This window comes from Cellulomonas fengjieae, from assembly GCF_018388465.1.
GTDB lineage: Bacteria > Actinomycetota > Actinomycetes > Actinomycetales > Cellulomonadaceae > Cellulomonas > Cellulomonas fengjieae.
This window is the reverse complement of sequence record NZ_CP074404.1, coordinates 1,031,167-1,048,983: the sequence shown is the minus strand read 5'-3', so window position 1 is coordinate 1,048,983 and position 17,817 is coordinate 1,031,167. Positions and strand designations below refer to the sequence as shown.

The window sequence follows — 17,817 nt, the reverse complement described above, 5'->3', positions numbered from 1 at the left end:
ACTACCTGGCCCGGACCAGCGCTTTCAGAGTCCGAGCAGCGGACGGGGGTTCGTCGGCTGGCCGTTCAGGTAGACCTCGAGGTGCAGGTGGCAGGCCGCGGAGGTGCCGGTGTTGCCGGCGTACCCGATGAGCTGGCCGCGCTCGACGCTCTGGCCCGCGCCCACCGCGAAGCTGGTCATGTGGTTGTAGCTGGCCGACACGGCGTTGCCGTTGACGAACCCGCTGTCGATCATCACCTGGTTGCCGAAGCCGAACCGCGACTTGGCCCACGTGACCGTGCCGGCGCGGCCGGCGTACAGCGGCGTGCCGCAGTAGGTGCGCAGGTCGATGCCGGCGTGCAGCCGCACGTAGTTCAGCGTCGGGTGCAGCCGCATGCCGTAGTCGGAGGTCACGTACATCGGGCTGATGCTGGTGGGGTTGCCGAACAGCGCACCACCACCGCCGCCACCGCCACCCCCGCCGCCGCCGATCGGGCCGGGCTGGGGCTTCGGCCTGCCGGCCGCCGCGTCGCGGGCACGCGCCTCGGCGGCCGCCTGCTCGAGCTCCTTCTGCACCTGCGCGGCCTCGGCGTCGGCCTGGGCGAGCTGCGCCTCGAGCGAGGCCCGCGTGCTGTCGAGGGCCGCCTGCTGCGCCACCTGCTGGGCCAGGAGGGCGTCGAGCGCCTCCTTCGCCGCGGTGGCGGCGACCTTCGCGGCGTCCGCCTCGACGACCTTCTGGTCGGCTGCGGCCTTGAGCTCGGCGATCTTGTCCTTGACCGCGGCGAGCCGCGCCTCGGCGTTGCGGTTGCCGGCCTCCGCCGCCTTGAGCTCGTCGAGGATCTGGGCCTGCGTGCGCAGCGCGGTGGCCATGAGGCCGTAGCGCTGCACGAAGTCGTCGGTGCTCTGGGCGTCCAGGATGATGTCGACGCCGGAGACGCCGCCGCCACCCTTGTACGCCTCGCGGGCCATCTGCCCGATCGCGGCGCGCATCTGCGTCGCGCGCTCGGTGTCCTGCGCGATCGTCGTCGTGATCGTCGCCTGCTGGTCCTGTGCGTCCACCAGCCGCGCCGCGATCATCGCCGCCTCGCGCTGCGCCTGCTCGAGCTGCGCCTTCGCCGTGTCGAGCGCCGCCTGCGCGCCCGGGATCTTCGCCTGCGTGTCCGAGAGCTGCACGGCGAGCTCCTGGATGCTCGCGTCGACGCCCTCCATCGCGGCGTGCGTCTGCTCGCGCGCCTTGGCGATGGCCTCCTTCTGCGCCTGGGCCGCCCGGCGGCGGTCGTCGATGCTGTCGGCGGCGGCGGGCCCGGCCAGGAACGCCGAGAGCAGGACGACGACCGTGGTCAGGAACGCGGACACGCGCAGGCGGCTCATGGTCAGACCTTGGTGTAGCGGCTCAGGGTCACCAGCGAGGAGATCGCGGCGAGCAGGATCGCGACCCCGATCAGCACCGGTGCGATGGTCAGGACGTCGGCGGTGCTGACGTACGGGATCCAGCCCGCGGAGCCGCCGAGCCAGTCCTCGATCAGGTACGTCACGCCCAGCCAGAGCCCACCGACGGCGAGCAGGGCGCCGATCGTCGCGGCGATGGCCCCCTCGAGCATGAACGGCAGCTGGATGAACATGGTGGACGCCCCGACCAGCCGCATGATGCCGGTCTCCCGGCGGCGGCTCAGCGCGGACAGCCGGATCGTGGTCGTGATCAGCAGGACGGCGGCCAGCAGCATCACCAGCGCCAGCCCACCGGCCAGCAGGGTCGCGCTGTTGAGCACGGAGAAGAGCCGGTCGAACAGCCGCTGCTGGTCCTTGACCTCCTCCACCCCCGCCTTGCCGGAGATGACCTCCGAGACCACCGAGTACTTCTCGGGGTCCGTCAGCTTGATCCGGTACGACGAGTTCATGTCGTCGACGGTCGCCGCGGAGGCCCAGAACTGGTCCTTGAACTGCTCCTGGAACGCCTCGTAGGCCTGTTCCTTGGTCTCCGTGTAGACCTTCTCCACGAACGGGTCGACCTCGGGCGACGCGAGCGCCGCCTGGATCTGCGACTTCTGCTCGTCCGTGACCTCGCCGCTCGCGCACGTGGGCGCGGTCGAGTTCTGCGGGCACAGGAAGACGGAGACCTCGACCTTGTCGTACCAGTCGTCCTTCATCTTGCCGATCTGCGTCTGCAGCAGGACGGCGGAGCCGACGAAGGTCAGCGACACGAACGTCACCAGGATGACGGAGATCGTCATCGACAGGTTGCGGCGAAGGCCCTGGCCGATCTCGGAGAGGATGAACTGCAGGCGCATCAGCGGTCCGATCCGTACACGCCGCGCGACTGGTCACGGACCATCTCGCCCGTGGACAGCTCGACGACCCGCTTGCGCATCTGGTCGACGATCTCGTCGTCGTGCGTCGCCATGACGACGGTCGTGCCCGTGCGGTTGATCCGGTCGAGCAGGCGCATGATCCCCAGGGACGTCGTCGGGTCCAGGTTTCCCGTGGGCTCGTCGCACAGCAGGATGTTGGGCCGGTTGACGAACGCGCGGGCGATGGCGACGCGCTGCTGCTCACCGCCGGACAGCTCGTGCGGACGGCGCTTCTCCTTGCCGGCCAGGCCGACCATCTCGAGCGTGTCCGGCACGGTGGTCAGGATGTGGTGGCGCGGCTTGCCGATGACCTGCAGCGCGAACGCCACGTTCTCGAACACCGTCTTGTTGGGCAGCAGGCGGAAGTCCTGGAACACCGCGCCGATGTGGCGTCGCAGGGCCGGGACCTTCCACGACGACAGCGTGCCCAGCTCCTTGCCGGCGACGAAGACTCGGCCGGCCGACGCCCGCTCCTCGCGCAGCACGAGGCGCAGGAAGGTCGACTTGCCCGAGCCGGAGGCTCCGACGAGGAAGACGAACTCACCCCGTTCGACATCCAGGGACACGCGGTCCAGCGCCGGTCGGGCGCCGCGCGCGTAGACCTTGGTGACGTTCTCGAAACGGATCACGACATCGGTGGCCAGTGCTCGGGGACAAGGCGGGAACTACTACCGGCCTCGTCGAGACTAGGCAGCGCTGCGCCCCCGCCCGGGCGGTGACACGCCGCAGGCGCACCAGCGATCCGTCACACCACCCGGACAGGACGGACATACCACCCGTCAGTTCGCCATCCGGGCGTACATGCTCGCGGCCAGACCGATCGGCGTGGCCCCGGTGATCGCCGCGAGGAGCGCCTCGTGGCTGACCGTCGCGGCGTCGAACTCGCCGTTGGGGCGGCCGTGCCGGAGCACCAGGATCCGGTCGGACACCGCCCGGACGTCGTTCATGTTGTGGCTGATGATGACGACCCCGAGCCCCAGGTCGCGCAGCCGCTCGATGTGCGTGAGGACCTCGGCTGTCTGCGCCACCGACAGGGCGGCGGTCGGCTCGTCGAGGACCACGATGCGCGGGCTGCCGATGAGCGTGCGCGCGATCGCGACGGACTGGCGCTGCCCCTTGGACAGCGTCGACAGCGGCGAGCGCACCGACGTGATGCGGCTGTTCAGGTTCCGGAGGGTCTGCCGTGCGACCTGCTCCATGCGCTCGTCGTCGCGGCCCAGCCGGGTGCGCAGCTCGCGGCCGAGGAACAGGTTCGACGTGACGTCGAGGTTGTCGCACAGCGCGAGGTCCTGGAACACGGTCGCGATGCCGAGCGCGTGCGCGGCGATCGGCGTCGGGATGGTCACCACCTCGCCGTCGATCTCGATGAGACCCGTGTCCGGGGTCAGCACTCCCGAGATCATCTTGGCGAGCGTGGACTTCCCGGCACCGTTGTCGCCGACGAGCGCGACCACCTCGTGCGCGTGGACGTCGAGGTCGATGCCGACCAGCGCCTCCACCGCCCCGAAACGCTTGCTCACCCCGCGCAGCGACAGCAGGGGCACCTCGTTCGCGCCGCTCATCGCCATTCCCCGGCTCCTCGTTGGGCACGTGACACGTGCAGTGAATCCCCCGCCACCTCGTCAGTCAACAACGTCATGTCGCCGTTCCTGCCCCGACCGGCGCGTCGTCGTCCACCCGCAGCGGCACGGACGTGGACTGCACCGCCAGGACGAGGGCACCGATCACCTCGGCCCGGGACCCCAGCGACGCCGGCACCACCTCGAGCGGGGCGATGTGGTTGGGCAGCACCCGCCGACGCACCTCCTCGCGCAGGGGCCGCAGCAGGGTCTCCCCGGTCTCCGCGAGCTCGCCGCCCACGACCACCACCTGCGGGTTGACCGCCACCCCGAGGCCCGCGACGACCGTGCCGATCATGGCTCCCGCCGCGGCGACCGCGGCGCAGCACCGCTCGTCGCCGTCGATCGCGCGCTGCACCACGTCCCGCAGCGTGAGCGGCCCGCTGCTCTCGCGCAGCAGCCCGATCAGGGCAGCGGCCCCGACGACGGTGTCGAGGCATCCGCGGTTGCCGCAGCGGCACAGCTCGCCGGGGAACGCGACCGGCACGTGGCCGATCTCGCCGGCCGTGCCGGCCACACCGCGGTGGACCTGCCCGTTGATGACGATCCCGGCGCCCGTGCCGTACGACGCGCGCACGAAGACGCTGTCACCGTACGGGCGGGCCGCGCCGAGCGTGCTCTCCGCGATCGCGCCGAGGTTGGCGTCGTTGTCGACGTACACCGGCCGGCCCAGGCGCTTGGCCAGCACCTGGCCGATGTGCACCGTGTCCCAGCCGGCCATGATGCCCGGCACGGAGACCATGCCCGTGGACGCGTCGACCGGTGCGGGCAGTCCCACGCCCAGCCCGACGACGTCGTCGAGCGACGCACCGACGCGCTCCACCAGGTCCACCACCAGCAGCGCCACCCGGTCCAGGCTCGTGTCCACCCGGTGCTCCGCCGGCAGCGGCAGGGTCTGCTCGGCGATCACCTGGTGGCTGAAGTCACCGAGCACGATCCGCAGGTGCCGGGGGCCGATCTGCACCCCGGCCGCCAGACCGATGCGGCGGGCGAGCGTGACCATCTGGGCACGCCGCCCGCTGCGGGTGGTCGTGGCGGTGTCGACGACGCCGGCAGCCAGGAGCTCCCGGACGATCGTCGACACCGTCGCCTGCGACAGGCTGGTGGCGGCGGCGAGCTCGACCTGCGTGAGCCCGCCGAACCGCTTGACCGTCTCGACGACCAGGTTGCGGTTGGCCTCACGCAGGGACGACTGGGAGCCGGCTGCCGCTGCTCGCCTGCTCACCGGGCGAACCTAGCCGAACTCGTCGCCGCCCCCCGCCACCGCCTCGCTAGCTGGTCCCCGCGCGTCGCTTGTTGATCAGGTCGAACGCGACCGCGAGCAGCAGCACGAGGCCCTTGATCGCCTGCTGCCAGGACGGGTCGACCGACATGATCGACAGGCCCATGTTGAGCACGCCCATGATGAGCGCACCGACGATGGCGCCCGAGATCCTGCCGATGCCGCCCGTGACCGCCGCCCCACCGATGAAGCACGCGGCGATCGCGTCGAGCTCGAAGCTGGCACCGGCTCCCGCCGCGGCAGCCCCCGCGCGGGCCGTGGTGACGACGGCGGCCGCACCGGCGAGCAGGCCCATGTTCACGAAGATCCAGAAGTCGACCCTGCGCGTGTTGACGCCCGACAGGCTCGCCGCGAGGCGGTTGCCGCCGATCGCGTAGATGTGCCGGCCGAACACCGTGCGGCCCATCAGGAACGAGTACGCCACGACGAGCACCCCGATGATGACCAGCACGATCGGCGTGCCGCCCGCGGAGAACGACAGGATGACCGTGAGCACCCCGACGCCGATGGCGACCAGCGCGAGCTTGGTGACGAACAGGCCGGTCGGCTCGACGTACAGCTCGTGCTTGCGCAGCGAGCTGCGGGCACGCACCTGGTTGACCGCGATCGCCGCGATGGCCAGCGCCCCGATCAGCAGCGTGACCACGTCCATGTTGTTGGCGTAGCCCAGCACGTTGGGCAGCGAGCCCTTGGAGATCGCGATGAACTCCGACGGCAGGCCCGCGACCGTCTCCCCCACGACCACGAGCGCGAGCCCGCGGAACACGAGCATGCCCGCCAGCGTCACGATGAAGGCGGGGATGCCGACGTAGGCCACCCAGAAGCCTTGCCAGGCACCCACGACCGCGCCGACCGCGAGGCCGAGCAGGACCGCGAGCATCCAGGACAGGCCCAGGTCGCGCATGCTCACGGCGACGATGCCGCCGACGAACGCGACGACCGAGCCGACCGACAGGTCGATGTGCCCGGCGACGATGACCATGACCATGCCGATGGCCAGGATCATCACGTAGGCGTTCTGCTGGAACAGGGCGGCGACGTTGTTGGCGAGCAGCAGCTTGCCGTCGGTGAGCACCTGGAACAGCAGGACGATCACGACGAGCGCGCCGAAGATGCCGTACTGGCGCGCGTTGCCGCCGAGACCCGCCATCCGCTGCGAGAGCGGCACCCGGGGCTGGGCTCCCGGCGGCGCTGCCGGGGCGGTGTTGAGGTCGGTAGTCATCGTGCCGTCACGTCCTTCTCCATGGTCATGTACTGCATGAGTCGCTCCTGCGTGGCGTCGGCGCGGGCGACCTGGCCCGTGACGCGTCCCTGGCTGAGCGCGTAGATCCGGTCGCAGATCCCGATCAGCTCCGGCAGCTCCGAGGAGATGACGATGACGCCCTTCCCCGCATCCGCCAGCCGGTTGATGATCGTGTAGATCTCGTACTTGGCGCCCACGTCGATGCCGCGCGTGGGCTCGTCGAGGATCAGCACGTCAGGATCGGTGTAGATCCACTTGCTCAGCACGACCTTCTGCTGGTTGCCGCCCGACAGCTTGCCCACCAGGGCAGCGACCGTGGGCGTCTTGATGTTGAGGTCGCGCCGGTACTGCTCGGCGACCTTCTCCTCGTCCCTGCGGTTGACGACGCCCCAGCGGGCGAGCTTGCCCAGGGCGGACCCCGAGATGTTGTGCTGGATGGTGTCGATCAGGTTGAGGCCGAACCGCTTGCGGTCCTCCGTCGCGTACGCGATGCCGTGCCGGATGGCCGCGCCGACGTTGCGCAGGTCGACCTGCTTGCCGTCCTTGAACACCCGGCCGCTGATCCGCGCGCCGTAGCTGCGCCCGAAGACGCTCATGGCGAGCTCCGTGCGCCCCGCGCCCATGAGACCGGCGATGCCGACGATCTCGCCGCGGCGCACGTCCAGCGACGCACCGTCGACGACCTTGCGCGACTGGTCGATGGGGTGGTGCACGGTCCAGTCCTCGATCCGCAGCACCTCCTCGCCGATCGTGGGCGTGTGCTCCGGGAACCGGTTGTCCAGCGAGCGGCCGACCATCGCGCGGATGATCCGCTCCTCGCTCACGTCGCCACCGTGCATGTCGATGGTCTCGATGGTCTTGCCGTCGCGGATGATCGTCGTGGTGTCGGCGATCGCCTCGATCTCGTTGAGCTTGTGGCTGATGATGATCGACGTGATCCCGTGGGCCTTGAGGCTGCGGATCAGGCCCAGCAGGTGGGCGCTGTCCTCGTCGTTCAGGGCCGCCGTGGGCTCGTCGAGGATGAGCAGGCGCACCTCCTTGGAGAGCGCCTTCGCGATCTCCACGAGCTGCTGCTTGCCGACGCCGATGTCGACGATCTTGGTGTCGGGCCGCTCGTCGAGGCCCACGCGGGCGAGCAGCTTGGCGGCCTCGGCGTTGGTCTTGTTCCAGTCGACGACGCCGCGCTCCGCCTGCTCGTTGCCGAGGAAGATGTTCTCGGCGATCGACAGGAACGGGCTCAGCGCGAGCTCCTGGTGGATGATCACGACGCCGTGCCGCTCGGAGTCGCGGATGCCGCGGAACTCGACGGTCTCGCCGCCCAGGACGATGTCCCCCTCGTAGGTGCCGTGCGGGTAGACGCCCGACAGCACCTTCATGAGGGTCGACTTCCCGGCCCCGTTCTCCCCGCAGATCGCGTGGATCTCGCCCTGCCGGACCAGAAGGTTGACGTCCTGCAGCGCGATCACGCCGGGGAACCGCTTGGTGATGTCCCGCATCTCGAGGATGTGGTCAGTGCTCATGTGTCCTCACAGTGTCGTCAGGCGACGCCGCCGAGCGCCGACCCGTGCACGTCTGGCACGGGCCGGCGTTCGGCAGCACTCCGGAAGGGTCAGAGACCCAGGTCCGAGGCCTTGTAGAAGCCGGACTCGACGAGCACGGACTCGACGGTGTCGGGCGTGACGACCTGCGGGTCGAGCAGGTAGGTCGGGACGACCTTGACGCCGTTGTCGTACGTCTCCTCGTCGTTGACCTCGACGGTGTCGCCGTTGACGATGGAGTCGATCATGACGCTGACGCGGTCACCCAGCTCGCGGGTGTCCTTCCAGACGGACATGGACTGCTTGCCGGCCAGCATGTTGAGCACGTTCGCCTGGTCGGCGTCCTGCCCGGTCAGCACCGGGTAGCCGTCGCCCGGGGCGTAGCCGGCACCCGCGAGGGCCTGGGCGATGCCCAGCGCGAGCGAGTCGTTCGGGGACAGGACCACGTCGATCTTCTGGCCGCCGCCGTAGAACGAGTTGAGGCGGTTCTCCATCTCGGCCTGGGCGGTGTCGGAGCCCCAGCCCTGGATGCCGATGCTGGCCCAGTCGTCGTTGCTCGCGGGCGCCTTGCCCGACGGGACGACGAACTTGCCCTCGTCCACGTAGGGCTTGAGGACGTCCCACGCGCCGGAGAAGAAGAACTTGGCGTTGTTGTCGTCCGGCGAGCCGGCGAAGGGCTCGAGGTTGAACGGACCCGCCGCGTTCTCGAGGTCGAGCGCCTCGACGATGTACTCGCCCTGGAGCTGGCCGACCTTCTCGTTGTCGAACGTCGCGTAGTAGTCGACGTTCTCCGTGTCGTTGATCAGGCGGTCGTAGGCGATGACCGTGACGTCGTTCTCCGCGGCCTGGTCGAGGACGGGCGTGAGCGCCGTGCCGTCGATCGCCGCGATCACGAGGATGTTCGCGCCCTGGTTGATCATGTTCTCGAGCTGCGTGATCTGCTGGTCCACCTTGTTGTCGGCGTACTGCAGCGTCGTCTCGTAGCCCGACTCCTGGAGCAGGTCCTCGAGGTGCGCACCGTCACGGTTCCACCGCTCGAGGCTCTTGGTCGGCATCGCGATGCCGACCATGGTCTCCTCGACGGCGGCGTCGCCGGTGGGCTCGGCCTCTGCGTCCCGCTCCTGGCTGCAGGCGGAGAGCCCGACGACCAGGCCTGCCGTGGCGATGCCGACGGCCACCTTCTTCCATGCAAAAGACATCGTTGTCTGCTCCCTAGTTGAACCGTCCGGTCGTACGGCGCCGAGGGCGTCTGTGCCCCGGCGGCCCGGGTGGGACCCGTGAGGATCCGCACCGGTCCCGCACGCCCGGTCATGTCGGTTGAATTCAAGACCTGAAGACTAGGCGCACGCAAGTGTCGTTATCAACCCGTGTCCTGGGCGTTATGGGAGCGTTCCGGCGGGCATCGCTTCGATGCCCGAAGGCAACGTGTTTCAGGCGGAGGCGTTCTCCTGCGATCGGCGCCAGCGGATGCCTGCCTCGATGAAGTCGTCGATGTCGCCGTCGAACACCGCGGCCGGGTTGCCGACCTCGTGCTCCGTGCGCAGGTCCTTGACCATCTGGTACGGCTGCAGGACGTACGAGCGCATCTGGTCGCCCCAGCTCGCCTTGACGTCACCGGCCATGGCCTTCTTCTGGGCGTCCTCCTGGGCCTTGCGGACCAGCAGCAGGCGTGACTGCAGCACGCGCAGCGCGGCGGCACGGTTCTGGATCTGCGACTTCTCGTTCTGCATCGACACCACGATGCCGGTCGGGATGTGGGTCATCCGCACCGCGGAGTCGGTGGTGTTGACGGACTGGCCGCCGGGGCCCGACGAGCGGAAGACGTCGACCTTGATCTCCGACTCGGGGATGTCGATGGAGTCGTTCGACTCGATGAGCGGGATGACCTCGACGGCCGCGAAGCTCGTCTGGCGCCGGCCCTGGTTGTCGAACGGCGAGATGCGCACCAAGCGGTGCGTGCCGGCCTCGACGGACAGGTTCCCGTACGCGTACGGGACCTTCACCTCGAAGGTCGCCGACTTCAGGCCCGCCTCCTCCGCGTAGGACGTGTCGAGCACGGAGGTCGGGTAGCCGTGCCGCTCGGCCCAGCGCAGGTACATGCGCAGCAGCATCTCGGCGAAGTCCGCGGCGTCGACGCCACCGGCGCCCGCGCGGATGGTGACGACGGCCTCGCGCTGGTCGTACTCCCCCGCCAGCAGCGTGCGGACCTCGAGCTCGCCCAGGTCCTTCTTGATCTTCAGCAGGTCGGCCTCGGCCTCGGCGAGGGTGTCCTCGTCGTTCTCCTCGGTCGCCATCTCGACCAGCGTCTCGAGGTCGTCGATCCGGCTGTCCAGCGTGCTCATCCGGTCCAGCTCGGCCTGCGTCGCCGACAGCGCGCTGGTGATCTTCTGCGCGGCGTCCGGGTCGTCCCACAGGTCGGGGGCCGAGGCCTGCTCCGACAGCTGCGCCACCTTCGCCTGGAGCGCGCTGGGGTCGCTCACCGCCTGGATGGTGCCCAGGGTGGTGCGCAGATCACGGATCGCGGTGGGAAAGTCGGTGGTGGCCACAACCGACCAGGTTACCGGGTCCGTGCCGTCCGCTCGCCCCACGGCCCGGCTCGCCGATCCCCTCACCGGTCACGAACCGCGGGCGACCGACTCCGCCTGCAGCGCGATCCCGTCCGACCACGGCGCGAGCACCCAGCTCACCAGCACCGGCCGGACCACCGCACCCAGGTGCACCCGTGCGGACCGCCCATCGGGGCTCGACGCGTCCAGCACGGCCAGCTCGTCCCACGCGGTCGCCGCACCCGGGTTGTCCCGCAGGTAGCCGTCGACCCCCGCCCGGACCGAGGCATCGGTGAGCGGGACGCCCGTCGCGGTCCGGCCGGCACCGGGGACGAAGTACCGGTCCTCGGCCACCGCGTCGGCCGCCTCGAGCGCGAGCAGGTCCGCGAGCGCCAGCAGCCGCTTGCGCTCCAGGTGCACGCCCGCCGCCGACACGACGACCGTGAGCAGCAGCAGCGCGACGACGACGAACCCCAGGGTCAGGATCATCACCTGCCCGTCGTCCCCGCGGCCGCGGCTCATCGGGTCGTCCGGTAGGTGTCGACCGGCGCGACGCGCTCGGCGCTGACGGGCACCTCCAGCGGGACGACCGCGCGCACGAAGCTCGGCACGAACGGCAGCGGCACGCGCACCTCGATCCGCGCGGCGACGTCGCTGCCGGGGGCCAGGCACGGCTCCGCCGAGCAGGTCAGGGTCAGCGCGTCCGCGGGGTCGTCATCGAATCCCTGGTCGCGCAGGGCGATGCCGACAGCGGCGACCGCCCGCTGCGTCCCGGCGTCGGCACCCTCGGCCGCGACATACGTCCGCGCAGCCTCGCGCGCCGCGCCCTCGACGGCGAACGTCGCCGCCTCCAGGCGTCCGAGCGTGAGGACCAGGTACACCAGCGGAACGATCAGGACGACCGAGAGGCCCAGGAACTCGACGACCGAGCTGCCGTCGTCGCCCGCCGGCCGGGCCCGCCGCGCCGCCCAGCCGCTCGTCACGGCGCCTCGGCCAGGGCGTGCCCGCGGACGGTCAGCGTGCCCGCCGGGCCGATCAGCCCGACCAGCGGGAGCGGCGCCTGCACCTCGATCCGCACGACGTCGAGCCCGTCCAGCCTGGTCCGCTGCGCGCTCACGCCGCGGGCGTACGCCGCCGACAACGACTGCGTGATCAGCAGGCGCGACCGCTCGGCGCCGTCCGCGGGGTCGTGCCCGGACAGCGCGCCGTAGCGGGCACCCTCGGCGGCGGAGTCCACGAGCGTGTTCCGCACGTGCAGCACCAGGGTCAGTTGCAGCACCGCGACGAACAGGACGGTCACCAGGCCCCCGACCAGTGCGAAGTCGACGATCGCCGACCCCGCGTCGGCGGTCAGGTGCCGGTGACGCTGTTGATCGCGTCCAGGAACACCCGCCCGAGCGCGTCGCCGGCGATCACCCACAGCGCGGTCACCAGGCCGGCGGTCATCAGGGTCACCAGGACCCAGCCGGGCACGTCGCCGCGGTCGGGTCCGCCGCGTCCCACGTGACGCCGGACGCCCGCCCACGCCGTCGACCCCCACACCAGCGAGCCCCACAGCGCCGCCCGCACGCGTGACGTCGGGCGGTCGCTCGAACTCTCCTCGATCTCGGTCCCGTTCGTCATCGGTTCTCCCTTCGTCGGGCGCCACCGCGGCGCCGTGCCAGACCCCTGCGCGCGTCACAGTCCGACTCGCAGGACCACCATCGAGGGGAAGACCGCAAAGACGACCGTGATGGGCAGGATCAGGAAGACCACCGGGACCATCATCAGCACCTCCTTGCGCCCGCCCGTCTCCATGAGGGCGCGGCGCCCTTCCTCACGCACGTCCTGCGCCTGCGCCCGCAGCACGTCGGCCAGGGGCGTCCCGCGTTCCACCGCCACGGCGACGCCCTCCGCGAAGCGCGCGAGCGCCGCCAGCCCGGTCCGGTCGGCCAGGTTGTCGAGCGCGGCGGTCAGGGGCGCGCCGGCGCGCGTGTCGGCCAGGGTGCGCGCCAGCTCCGCGGTGAGCTCGCCGTGGGTGCTGCGGACCACGCGCTCGAGAGCACCGACGGCCCCCTCACCGGCCCCGACCGCCAGCGCGAGCAGCTCCGCGATGGTCGGCAGCTCGGTGAGCATCCGCGACTCGCGCGCCCGCAGCTGACGCGTGAGCGCCCAGTCCCGCGCCAGCACCCCGGTCAGGCCGCAGACGGCCACGAGCACGACGAGCGGGACGACGGCGCCGCCGCGCGCCGCGGCGAGCACCAGCGCGAGCGCGAGACCGGCGGCCAGCCCGAGCACGCCCCAGACCACCTGCCCGGCACGGAACTGCTCGACGGTCTCGGTGCGGCCTGCCCGGCCGAGGCGGCGCCGCAGGTCGGCGGTGGGCGACCCGAGGCGGGTCACCAGGCGGACCGCGTCCGACATCACGGGTGCCGCGAGTCGCTCCACCGTGGCGAACGGTCCTCGCACGCTCGGCGCCCGCAGCAGCCCCGAGGACGTCGCCTGCGGGCGCAGGTAGGGCGCGAGCCGCTGGTCGAGGCTGATCCGCCGGGAGCGCAGCCGCAGGACCACGACCGTCAGGCCGAGCCCGCCGAGGAGCCCCACCAGCGCCCCGAGGACGCCCGGGCTCACCGCAGGACCCGCGGGTCGTCGGGCAGCCGGGCGATGCGCAGCATCACCAGGTACGCCGCCACGGTGCAGGCGCCGCCGACCGCGAGCACGGCGAACCCCGCGGGAGTGTCGTAGGCGCTGGCGGCCTCCGGGCGGGTGGCCAGCAGCGCGAGCACGACCCACGGCGCCGCGACCGCGAGCCGCGCCGCGTACACGGTCCAGCTCTGCCGGGCCTCGAGCTCGCCGCGGGTGCGTACGTCCTCGCGCAGGAACGTGGCCAGCGTGCGCAGCAGCCGACCCAGGTCGGTGCCGCCCACGTCGCGGGTCAGGCGCAGCGCCTCGACGATCCGGTCGGCCACCGGGTCGGCGAGCCGGGCCTTGAGCGCGTCGAGGCAGTCCCCGAAGCGCCCGGTGGCGCGGTAGTCCTCGGCGAACGCCGTGAACGCCTCTCGCAGCTCGACCGGCCCACGCTCCCCGATCTGCGCGACAGCCTCGGGCAGCGCCAGCCCGGCGCGGATCCCGGACCCCAGGTGGTCGACCACCTCGGGCCAGAGCTGGCGCAGCCGGGACCGACGCCGGCGGGCGCGGCCCCGCACCACCGCCCACGGAGCCATCGTCGCGAAGAGCGCGAAGCACAGCGCGATGGACGGGATCCGCGTCAGTGCCGTGCCGAGCACCAGGACCACCAGCCCGAGCACGACGCTGGTCAGCACCAGTCCCCCGGGCGTCGCCCCGGCCATCCCCGCCTGCACCAGCGCGTCCTGGGTCCTGGCGTGCCAGCCGGTGGAGCTCCGTGAGCCGGGCCGGCGCGGCTCGGCCCAGAACGACCACCAGATGCACGCCAGCCCGGCACCGAGCAGCAACCCGACGACCACCCCCATCAGGTCCGCCCCCGCAGCAGCGCCGGCAGGTCGATCCCGGCGCGGGCGAAGCGTTCGGGGTGCGGCGGGTAGCCGTCGGCGCGGACCAGGTGGGCGTCGCGTGCGTGGAAGACGTCGGCGGTCTCCACGATGCCCTGCTCGACCCGGCCGGGCACCGCCACGACCTCACGCACCAGCCGACGTCCGTTGCCGTCGATGTCCAGGTGCACGACGAGGTCCACCGCGGAGGCGACCGTCGGCACGACGAACCGGTCCGACACGTTCTCCCCGGCGAGCAACGGCAGCGTGCACAGCTTGGTCAGCGCCTCCCGTGCGGAGTTCGCGTGGATGGTGCACATCGCCGGCACGCCCGCGTTCAGCGCGATCAGCAGGTCGAGCGCCTCCGCCTCGCGCACCTCGCCGACCAGCAGCCGGCTCGGCCGCATCCGCAGCGCCTCCTTGACCAGCCGGCGCAGCGGGATCTCCCCGGTGCCCTCCAGGCTGGGCTGGCGGCACTGCATGGCGACCCAGTCGCGCGCGACGAGCCGCAGCTCGAAGACCTCCTCGCACGTGATCACGCGCTCCCGCGCCGGGATGGCTCCCGCGAGGGCGTTGAGCATGGTGGTCTTGCCCGCCTGGGTGCCCCCGGAGACCAGCACGTTCAGGCCCGCGCGGACGGCCGCCGCCAGGAACGCGGCCGCGTGCGGGGACACCGTCCCCAGGGCGACGAGGTCGTCCAGCGAGGTCGCCGGCACCACGTACTTGCGGATGTTCACCGACCAGTGCCGCCGCGTGACGTCCGGGATCACCGCGTGCAGCCGCTCACCGCCGGGCAGGCTCGCGTCCACGAACGGGCTCGACAGGTCCAGCCGACGCCCCGAGACCTTGAGCATCTTCTCCACCAGGTCCCGCACCTGGCCGTCCGTGAGCATGGTCGTGGTGAGCTCGGCCTCGCCGCGGCGCGCGACGAACACCTGCGTGGGCGAGTTGATCCAGATCTCCTCGACCTCGGGGTCGTCGAGGTACTTCTGCAGCGGACCCAGCCCCGCGACCGCATCCACCACCGCCTTGTGCGCGGCGACCGCGTCGACCAGAGGCGGGACGGCGCCGACGACCGACCGCTCGTCGTAGTCGGCGATCGCGTCCGAGACCAGGGCGACCACGCCGGGGCGGTCCCGCACGGGGTCCAGACCGCGGCGGCGGATCAGCTCGCGCACCTCGGTCTCGAGGATCGCCACCCCGTCCACGGCGCCCCCTCGCTCTCGGTCCCAGGTCGATCACGCGCCCGTCACAGCGTCCGATACGTCCGTCATGTCCGGTCTGCACGCTGGCCGGAACCCTAGGGGACACGACGCGCGTCGCACACCCCGTTGTCCACAGACGGGACGGCGGGCAGATACCGTGTGAGCGTGTCCACGACCCTCACCACACCCCTGCCGACCGGCCGCCAGCACGTCCTCGAGCTCGGTGCGCAGCGCGCCGTCGTAACCGCCGTCGGCGCGAGCCTGCGCGAGTACGTCGTCGACGGCCGCGACGTCGTCCTGCCGTTCGACGAGACGGAGATCCCGCCGGCGTTCTCCGGGGCGGTCCTGGCACCGTGGCCCAACCGGCTGCGCGACGGGACGTACGGCTACGAGGGCACCACGTACGAGGTCCCGCTGACCGAGCCGTCGCGGCAGACCGCTCTGCACGGGCTGGTCGCCCACACGACCTTCGAGACGCTCAGCGCCGACGCCACGACGGTGGTGCTGGAGCACGTCGTCGTCCCGACCCACGGGTACCCGTGGCCGGTCCGCCTGCAGGTGACCTACGAGCTGACGGCGGGCGGCCTGCGCGTGACCGCCGAGGCGACCAACCTGGGCACGACGACTGCGCCGTACGGCATCGGGTTCCACCCGTGGTTGTCCCCGGGCGACGGCAGCGTGGACGACTGCACGCTGCAGGTGGACGCCGCGCGGCACGTGACGATCGACGACCGCATGCTGCCGACCGGCACGGAGCGGGTCTCGGGCGACTACGACCTGCGGTCCCCGCGCCCGCTGGCGGGGCTCGCCCTCGACGACGCGTGGATCGACCTCGACCGCGACGCCGACGGGCTGTCCTGGATCCGACTGGGCGGCTCCGACGGGCGCACCGTGGCCATGTGGGCGGACGGCGCAGCCCGTGCCTGGCAGGTCTGCACCGGCGACACCGTGGCGCTCATCCAGCGCCGGGGCGTGGCCGCGGAGCCGATGACGTGCATCGCCGACGCGTTCCGCACCGGCAACGACCTGGTGCAGCTGGCACCCGGCGCCACGCACGTGATCACCTGGGGCCTGACCCTCGTCTGAGGGTCAGGGCGGTGGCCCGACGAGCGTGGTCCGACGAGTCGGAGCCGACGGACCGGCGGCCTGACGAACAGCCTCAGCTGTCGTAGTACTCGCCGTCGGCCTGGACGCCCTTGGTGTACTCCCAGTGCCACCGCTCGAACGGGCCGCTGCCACCCGGCTGCGCCCACGCGGGGTTCTCCCAGCCGTAGGCCGGGCCGTTCTCGTTGATCCAGCGCCACTTCACGCCGGACGTCTGGTCCTGGCAGAGGTCGATCGCGAGGCCCCAGCCGTGGTTGCTCTTGCCGGGGGCCGCGGCGAGGCCGCCCTTCTGCGCCTTCACCGACCGCTGGGCCGCGAGCGTGCGATAGCCGCTGGACAGGCACAGGTCGCCGCCGAACCGCGCGGCGAACGCCTGGTTGAACTCGGCCAGGGAGACCGCCGCGTCGGCCCGCAGCTGCGTGTGGTTGTCCCACAGCGTGCACAGGTCCGCCGTCCGGAGCAGACCGTTCTGCCCGGCGGCACGCAGCGAGCCGTCGCAGCCGGGGAGCGCGGAACGCTCCTCCGCCCGGCTCGCGGCGGCCAGGCCGCGCGCCTGCAGGGCGCCGTCCGTGGAGGCCAGCGACGTGGGCGGCAGCGCGGACAGCGACGCGCCGGCGAGCGCCGAGACGGTGCTCGGGAGGCTGGAGTCGGCCAGCGCGTCGGAGCCGAAGGCCACCGGGCCGGCCACGAGGCCCTGGGTGACCGGGATGACGACCGTGATGCCGGCGAGGACGCCCAGCACGCCGAGCCGGGCGGCCGCGCGGGTGGGGCGGGGTGTGCGGCGGATGCTGCCGTGCGGGACGCCGGCGAGCTCGGGGACGTCCTCCACCCTGGGGTGGACCGGCCGGTCGGGCTTCGGTGCGGGCCGCGAGGCGGTGGGCGACGCGACGCGGGCGGCCGACGACTGGTCGGGCGCCGGGGCGACCTCGGCGCGGGCCGGCGCCTGCGGTGCGCTGGCCGGCGCCTGCTTCGCAGTGGCCGGCGCGGGCTGGGTGGCCGGCACCCGCGGAGAGGTGGACCACGCGGAGCGGGCGGGCGCGGCAGCGGTGACCTGCGGGACGGCCGTGAGGGCCTCGGTGGCCGGGGCGGGAGCCGGGCGCGAGACCGGGGCGGGTACGGGGCGCGGCACCGGGGCGGGAGCCGGGCTGTGCGCCGGGCGCGAGCTCGGGGCGACGGGACCGTGGTGCGCCCAGGACGGCACCTGGTGGGCGGTGGGGCCGCCCGGAGCGGATACCCCTGGGGGCGCGACCTGGGGCTGTGCGCCGCTCGTCGCGGACCGCCGCTCGGCCTCGCGCAGGCTGCGACGGGTCGGGGGCCTCGACACGGCGTCCTCGCTGTGCGAACCCACGACACCTCCAGATCTGTCCACGTATCGTCCGGTCGGGCGACGTCGTCCTGCGGAGCACCGCGGACGGCCCTGTCGGCTTACGGTCACGAAACAGTAACGTCTTGCGGTCGCGCTTCC

The 17,817-nt window shown here is 72.0% G+C and carries 18 protein-coding genes; 1 reads left to right on the top strand and 17 read right to left on the bottom strand.

The genetic code is table 11. The features are described 5' to 3' along the window. Positions 1–24: 24 nt before the first annotated feature. The 16 genes from KG102_RS04840 to KG102_RS04765 form a co-directional block, all read right to left on the bottom strand. A complete protein-coding gene (locus KG102_RS04840; RefSeq protein WP_208214550.1) occupies positions 25–1,350 on the bottom strand; it encodes a M23 family metallopeptidase in 1,326 nt (441 codons plus the stop codon). 2 nt (positions 1,351–1,352) lie between these two features. After that, complete coding sequence (gene ftsX, locus KG102_RS04835; protein ID WP_208214551.1) at positions 1,353–2,267, bottom strand: permease-like cell division protein FtsX; 915 nt, start codon at positions 2,265–2,267, stop codon at positions 1,353–1,355. Next, complete coding sequence (ftsE, locus tag KG102_RS04830) at positions 2,267–2,956, bottom strand: cell division ATP-binding protein FtsE (protein WP_208214552.1); 690 nt, start codon at positions 2,954–2,956, stop codon at positions 2,267–2,269. The genes ftsX and ftsE overlap by 1 nt, the downstream gene beginning before the upstream one ends. A gap of 150 nt (positions 2,957–3,106) precedes the next feature. Next, entirely contained in the window at positions 3,107–3,889 is a 783-nt protein-coding gene (locus tag KG102_RS04825; protein ID WP_208214553.1) for an ATP-binding cassette domain-containing protein, read from the bottom strand. 73 nt (positions 3,890–3,962) lie between these two features. After that, positions 3,963–5,171 (bottom strand): ROK family transcriptional regulator, encoded by a 1,209-nt coding sequence (locus tag KG102_RS04820; protein WP_208214554.1) that lies wholly within the window; start codon positions 5,169–5,171, stop codon positions 3,963–3,965. A gap of 46 nt (positions 5,172–5,217) precedes the next feature. Then, positions 5,218–6,450, bottom strand: a complete 1,233-nt coding sequence (mmsB, locus tag KG102_RS04815) for a multiple monosaccharide ABC transporter permease (RefSeq protein WP_208289423.1) — start codon at positions 6,448–6,450, stop codon at positions 5,218–5,220. Then, positions 6,447–7,991: a multiple monosaccharide ABC transporter ATP-binding protein gene (gene mmsA / locus KG102_RS04810; RefSeq protein WP_208289424.1), complete on the bottom strand. Its 1,545-nt coding sequence runs from the start codon at positions 7,989–7,991 to the stop codon at positions 6,447–6,449. Before mmsA ends, mmsB begins: the two co-directional genes overlap by 4 nt. A gap of 89 nt (positions 7,992–8,080) precedes the next feature. Further along, complete coding sequence (chvE, locus tag KG102_RS04805) at positions 8,081–9,208, bottom strand: multiple monosaccharide ABC transporter substrate-binding protein (protein ID WP_208214557.1); 1,128 nt, start codon at positions 9,206–9,208, stop codon at positions 8,081–8,083. Positions 9,209–9,439: 231 nt separating this feature from the next. Further along, entirely contained in the window at positions 9,440–10,555 is a 1,116-nt protein-coding gene (gene prfB, locus KG102_RS04800; RefSeq protein ID WP_208289425.1) for a peptide chain release factor 2, read from the bottom strand. A 69-nt stretch (positions 10,556–10,624) separates the two neighbouring features. Then, on the bottom strand, positions 10,625–11,077 hold the full coding sequence (locus KG102_RS04795) for a pilus assembly protein TadG-related protein (protein ID WP_243884286.1): 453 nt from the start codon (positions 11,075–11,077) through the stop codon (positions 10,625–10,627). After that, a complete protein-coding gene (locus KG102_RS04790) occupies positions 11,074–11,538 on the bottom strand; it encodes a pilus assembly protein (RefSeq protein WP_208289426.1) in 465 nt (154 codons plus the stop codon). The genes KG102_RS04795 and KG102_RS04790 overlap by 4 nt, the downstream gene beginning before the upstream one ends. Then, on the bottom strand, positions 11,535–11,855 hold the full coding sequence (locus tag KG102_RS04785) for a pilus assembly protein (protein WP_372438365.1): 321 nt from the start codon (positions 11,853–11,855) through the stop codon (positions 11,535–11,537). Before KG102_RS04785 ends, KG102_RS04790 begins: the two co-directional genes overlap by 4 nt. A gap of 50 nt (positions 11,856–11,905) precedes the next feature. Continuing rightward, a complete protein-coding gene (locus tag KG102_RS04780) occupies positions 11,906–12,178 on the bottom strand; it encodes a hypothetical protein (RefSeq protein WP_372438366.1) in 273 nt (90 codons plus the stop codon). Positions 12,179–12,232: 54 nt separating this feature from the next. Beyond that, positions 12,233–13,165 carry a type II secretion system F family protein gene (locus KG102_RS04775; protein ID WP_208289427.1) on the bottom strand — a complete coding sequence of 311 codons (933 nt, stop codon included), beginning with the start codon at positions 13,163–13,165 and terminating at the stop codon, positions 12,233–12,235. Then, positions 13,162–14,025, bottom strand: coding sequence for a type II secretion system F family protein (locus KG102_RS04770; RefSeq protein WP_208289428.1), 864 nt, complete (start codon positions 14,023–14,025; stop codon positions 13,162–13,164). Before KG102_RS04770 ends, KG102_RS04775 begins: the two co-directional genes overlap by 4 nt. Further along, positions 14,025–15,251, bottom strand: a complete 1,227-nt coding sequence (locus KG102_RS04765; protein ID WP_208289429.1) for a CpaF family protein — start codon at positions 15,249–15,251, stop codon at positions 14,025–14,027. The genes KG102_RS04770 and KG102_RS04765 overlap by 1 nt, the downstream gene beginning before the upstream one ends. 162 nt (positions 15,252–15,413) lie before the next feature. On the opposite strand from KG102_RS04765, the gene KG102_RS04760 reads away from it, so the two are divergent. Then, on the top strand, positions 15,414–16,334 hold the full coding sequence (locus KG102_RS04760) for an aldose 1-epimerase family protein (protein ID WP_208289430.1): 921 nt from the start codon (positions 15,414–15,416) through the stop codon (positions 16,332–16,334). Positions 16,335–16,407: 73 nt separating this feature from the next. Here KG102_RS04760 and KG102_RS18910 read toward each other — a convergent pair whose 3' ends face one another. Further along, on the bottom strand, positions 16,408–17,676 hold the full coding sequence (locus KG102_RS18910) for a M15 family metallopeptidase (protein WP_213363038.1): 1,269 nt from the start codon (positions 17,674–17,676) through the stop codon (positions 16,408–16,410). Positions 17,677–17,817: the final 141 nt, after the last annotated feature.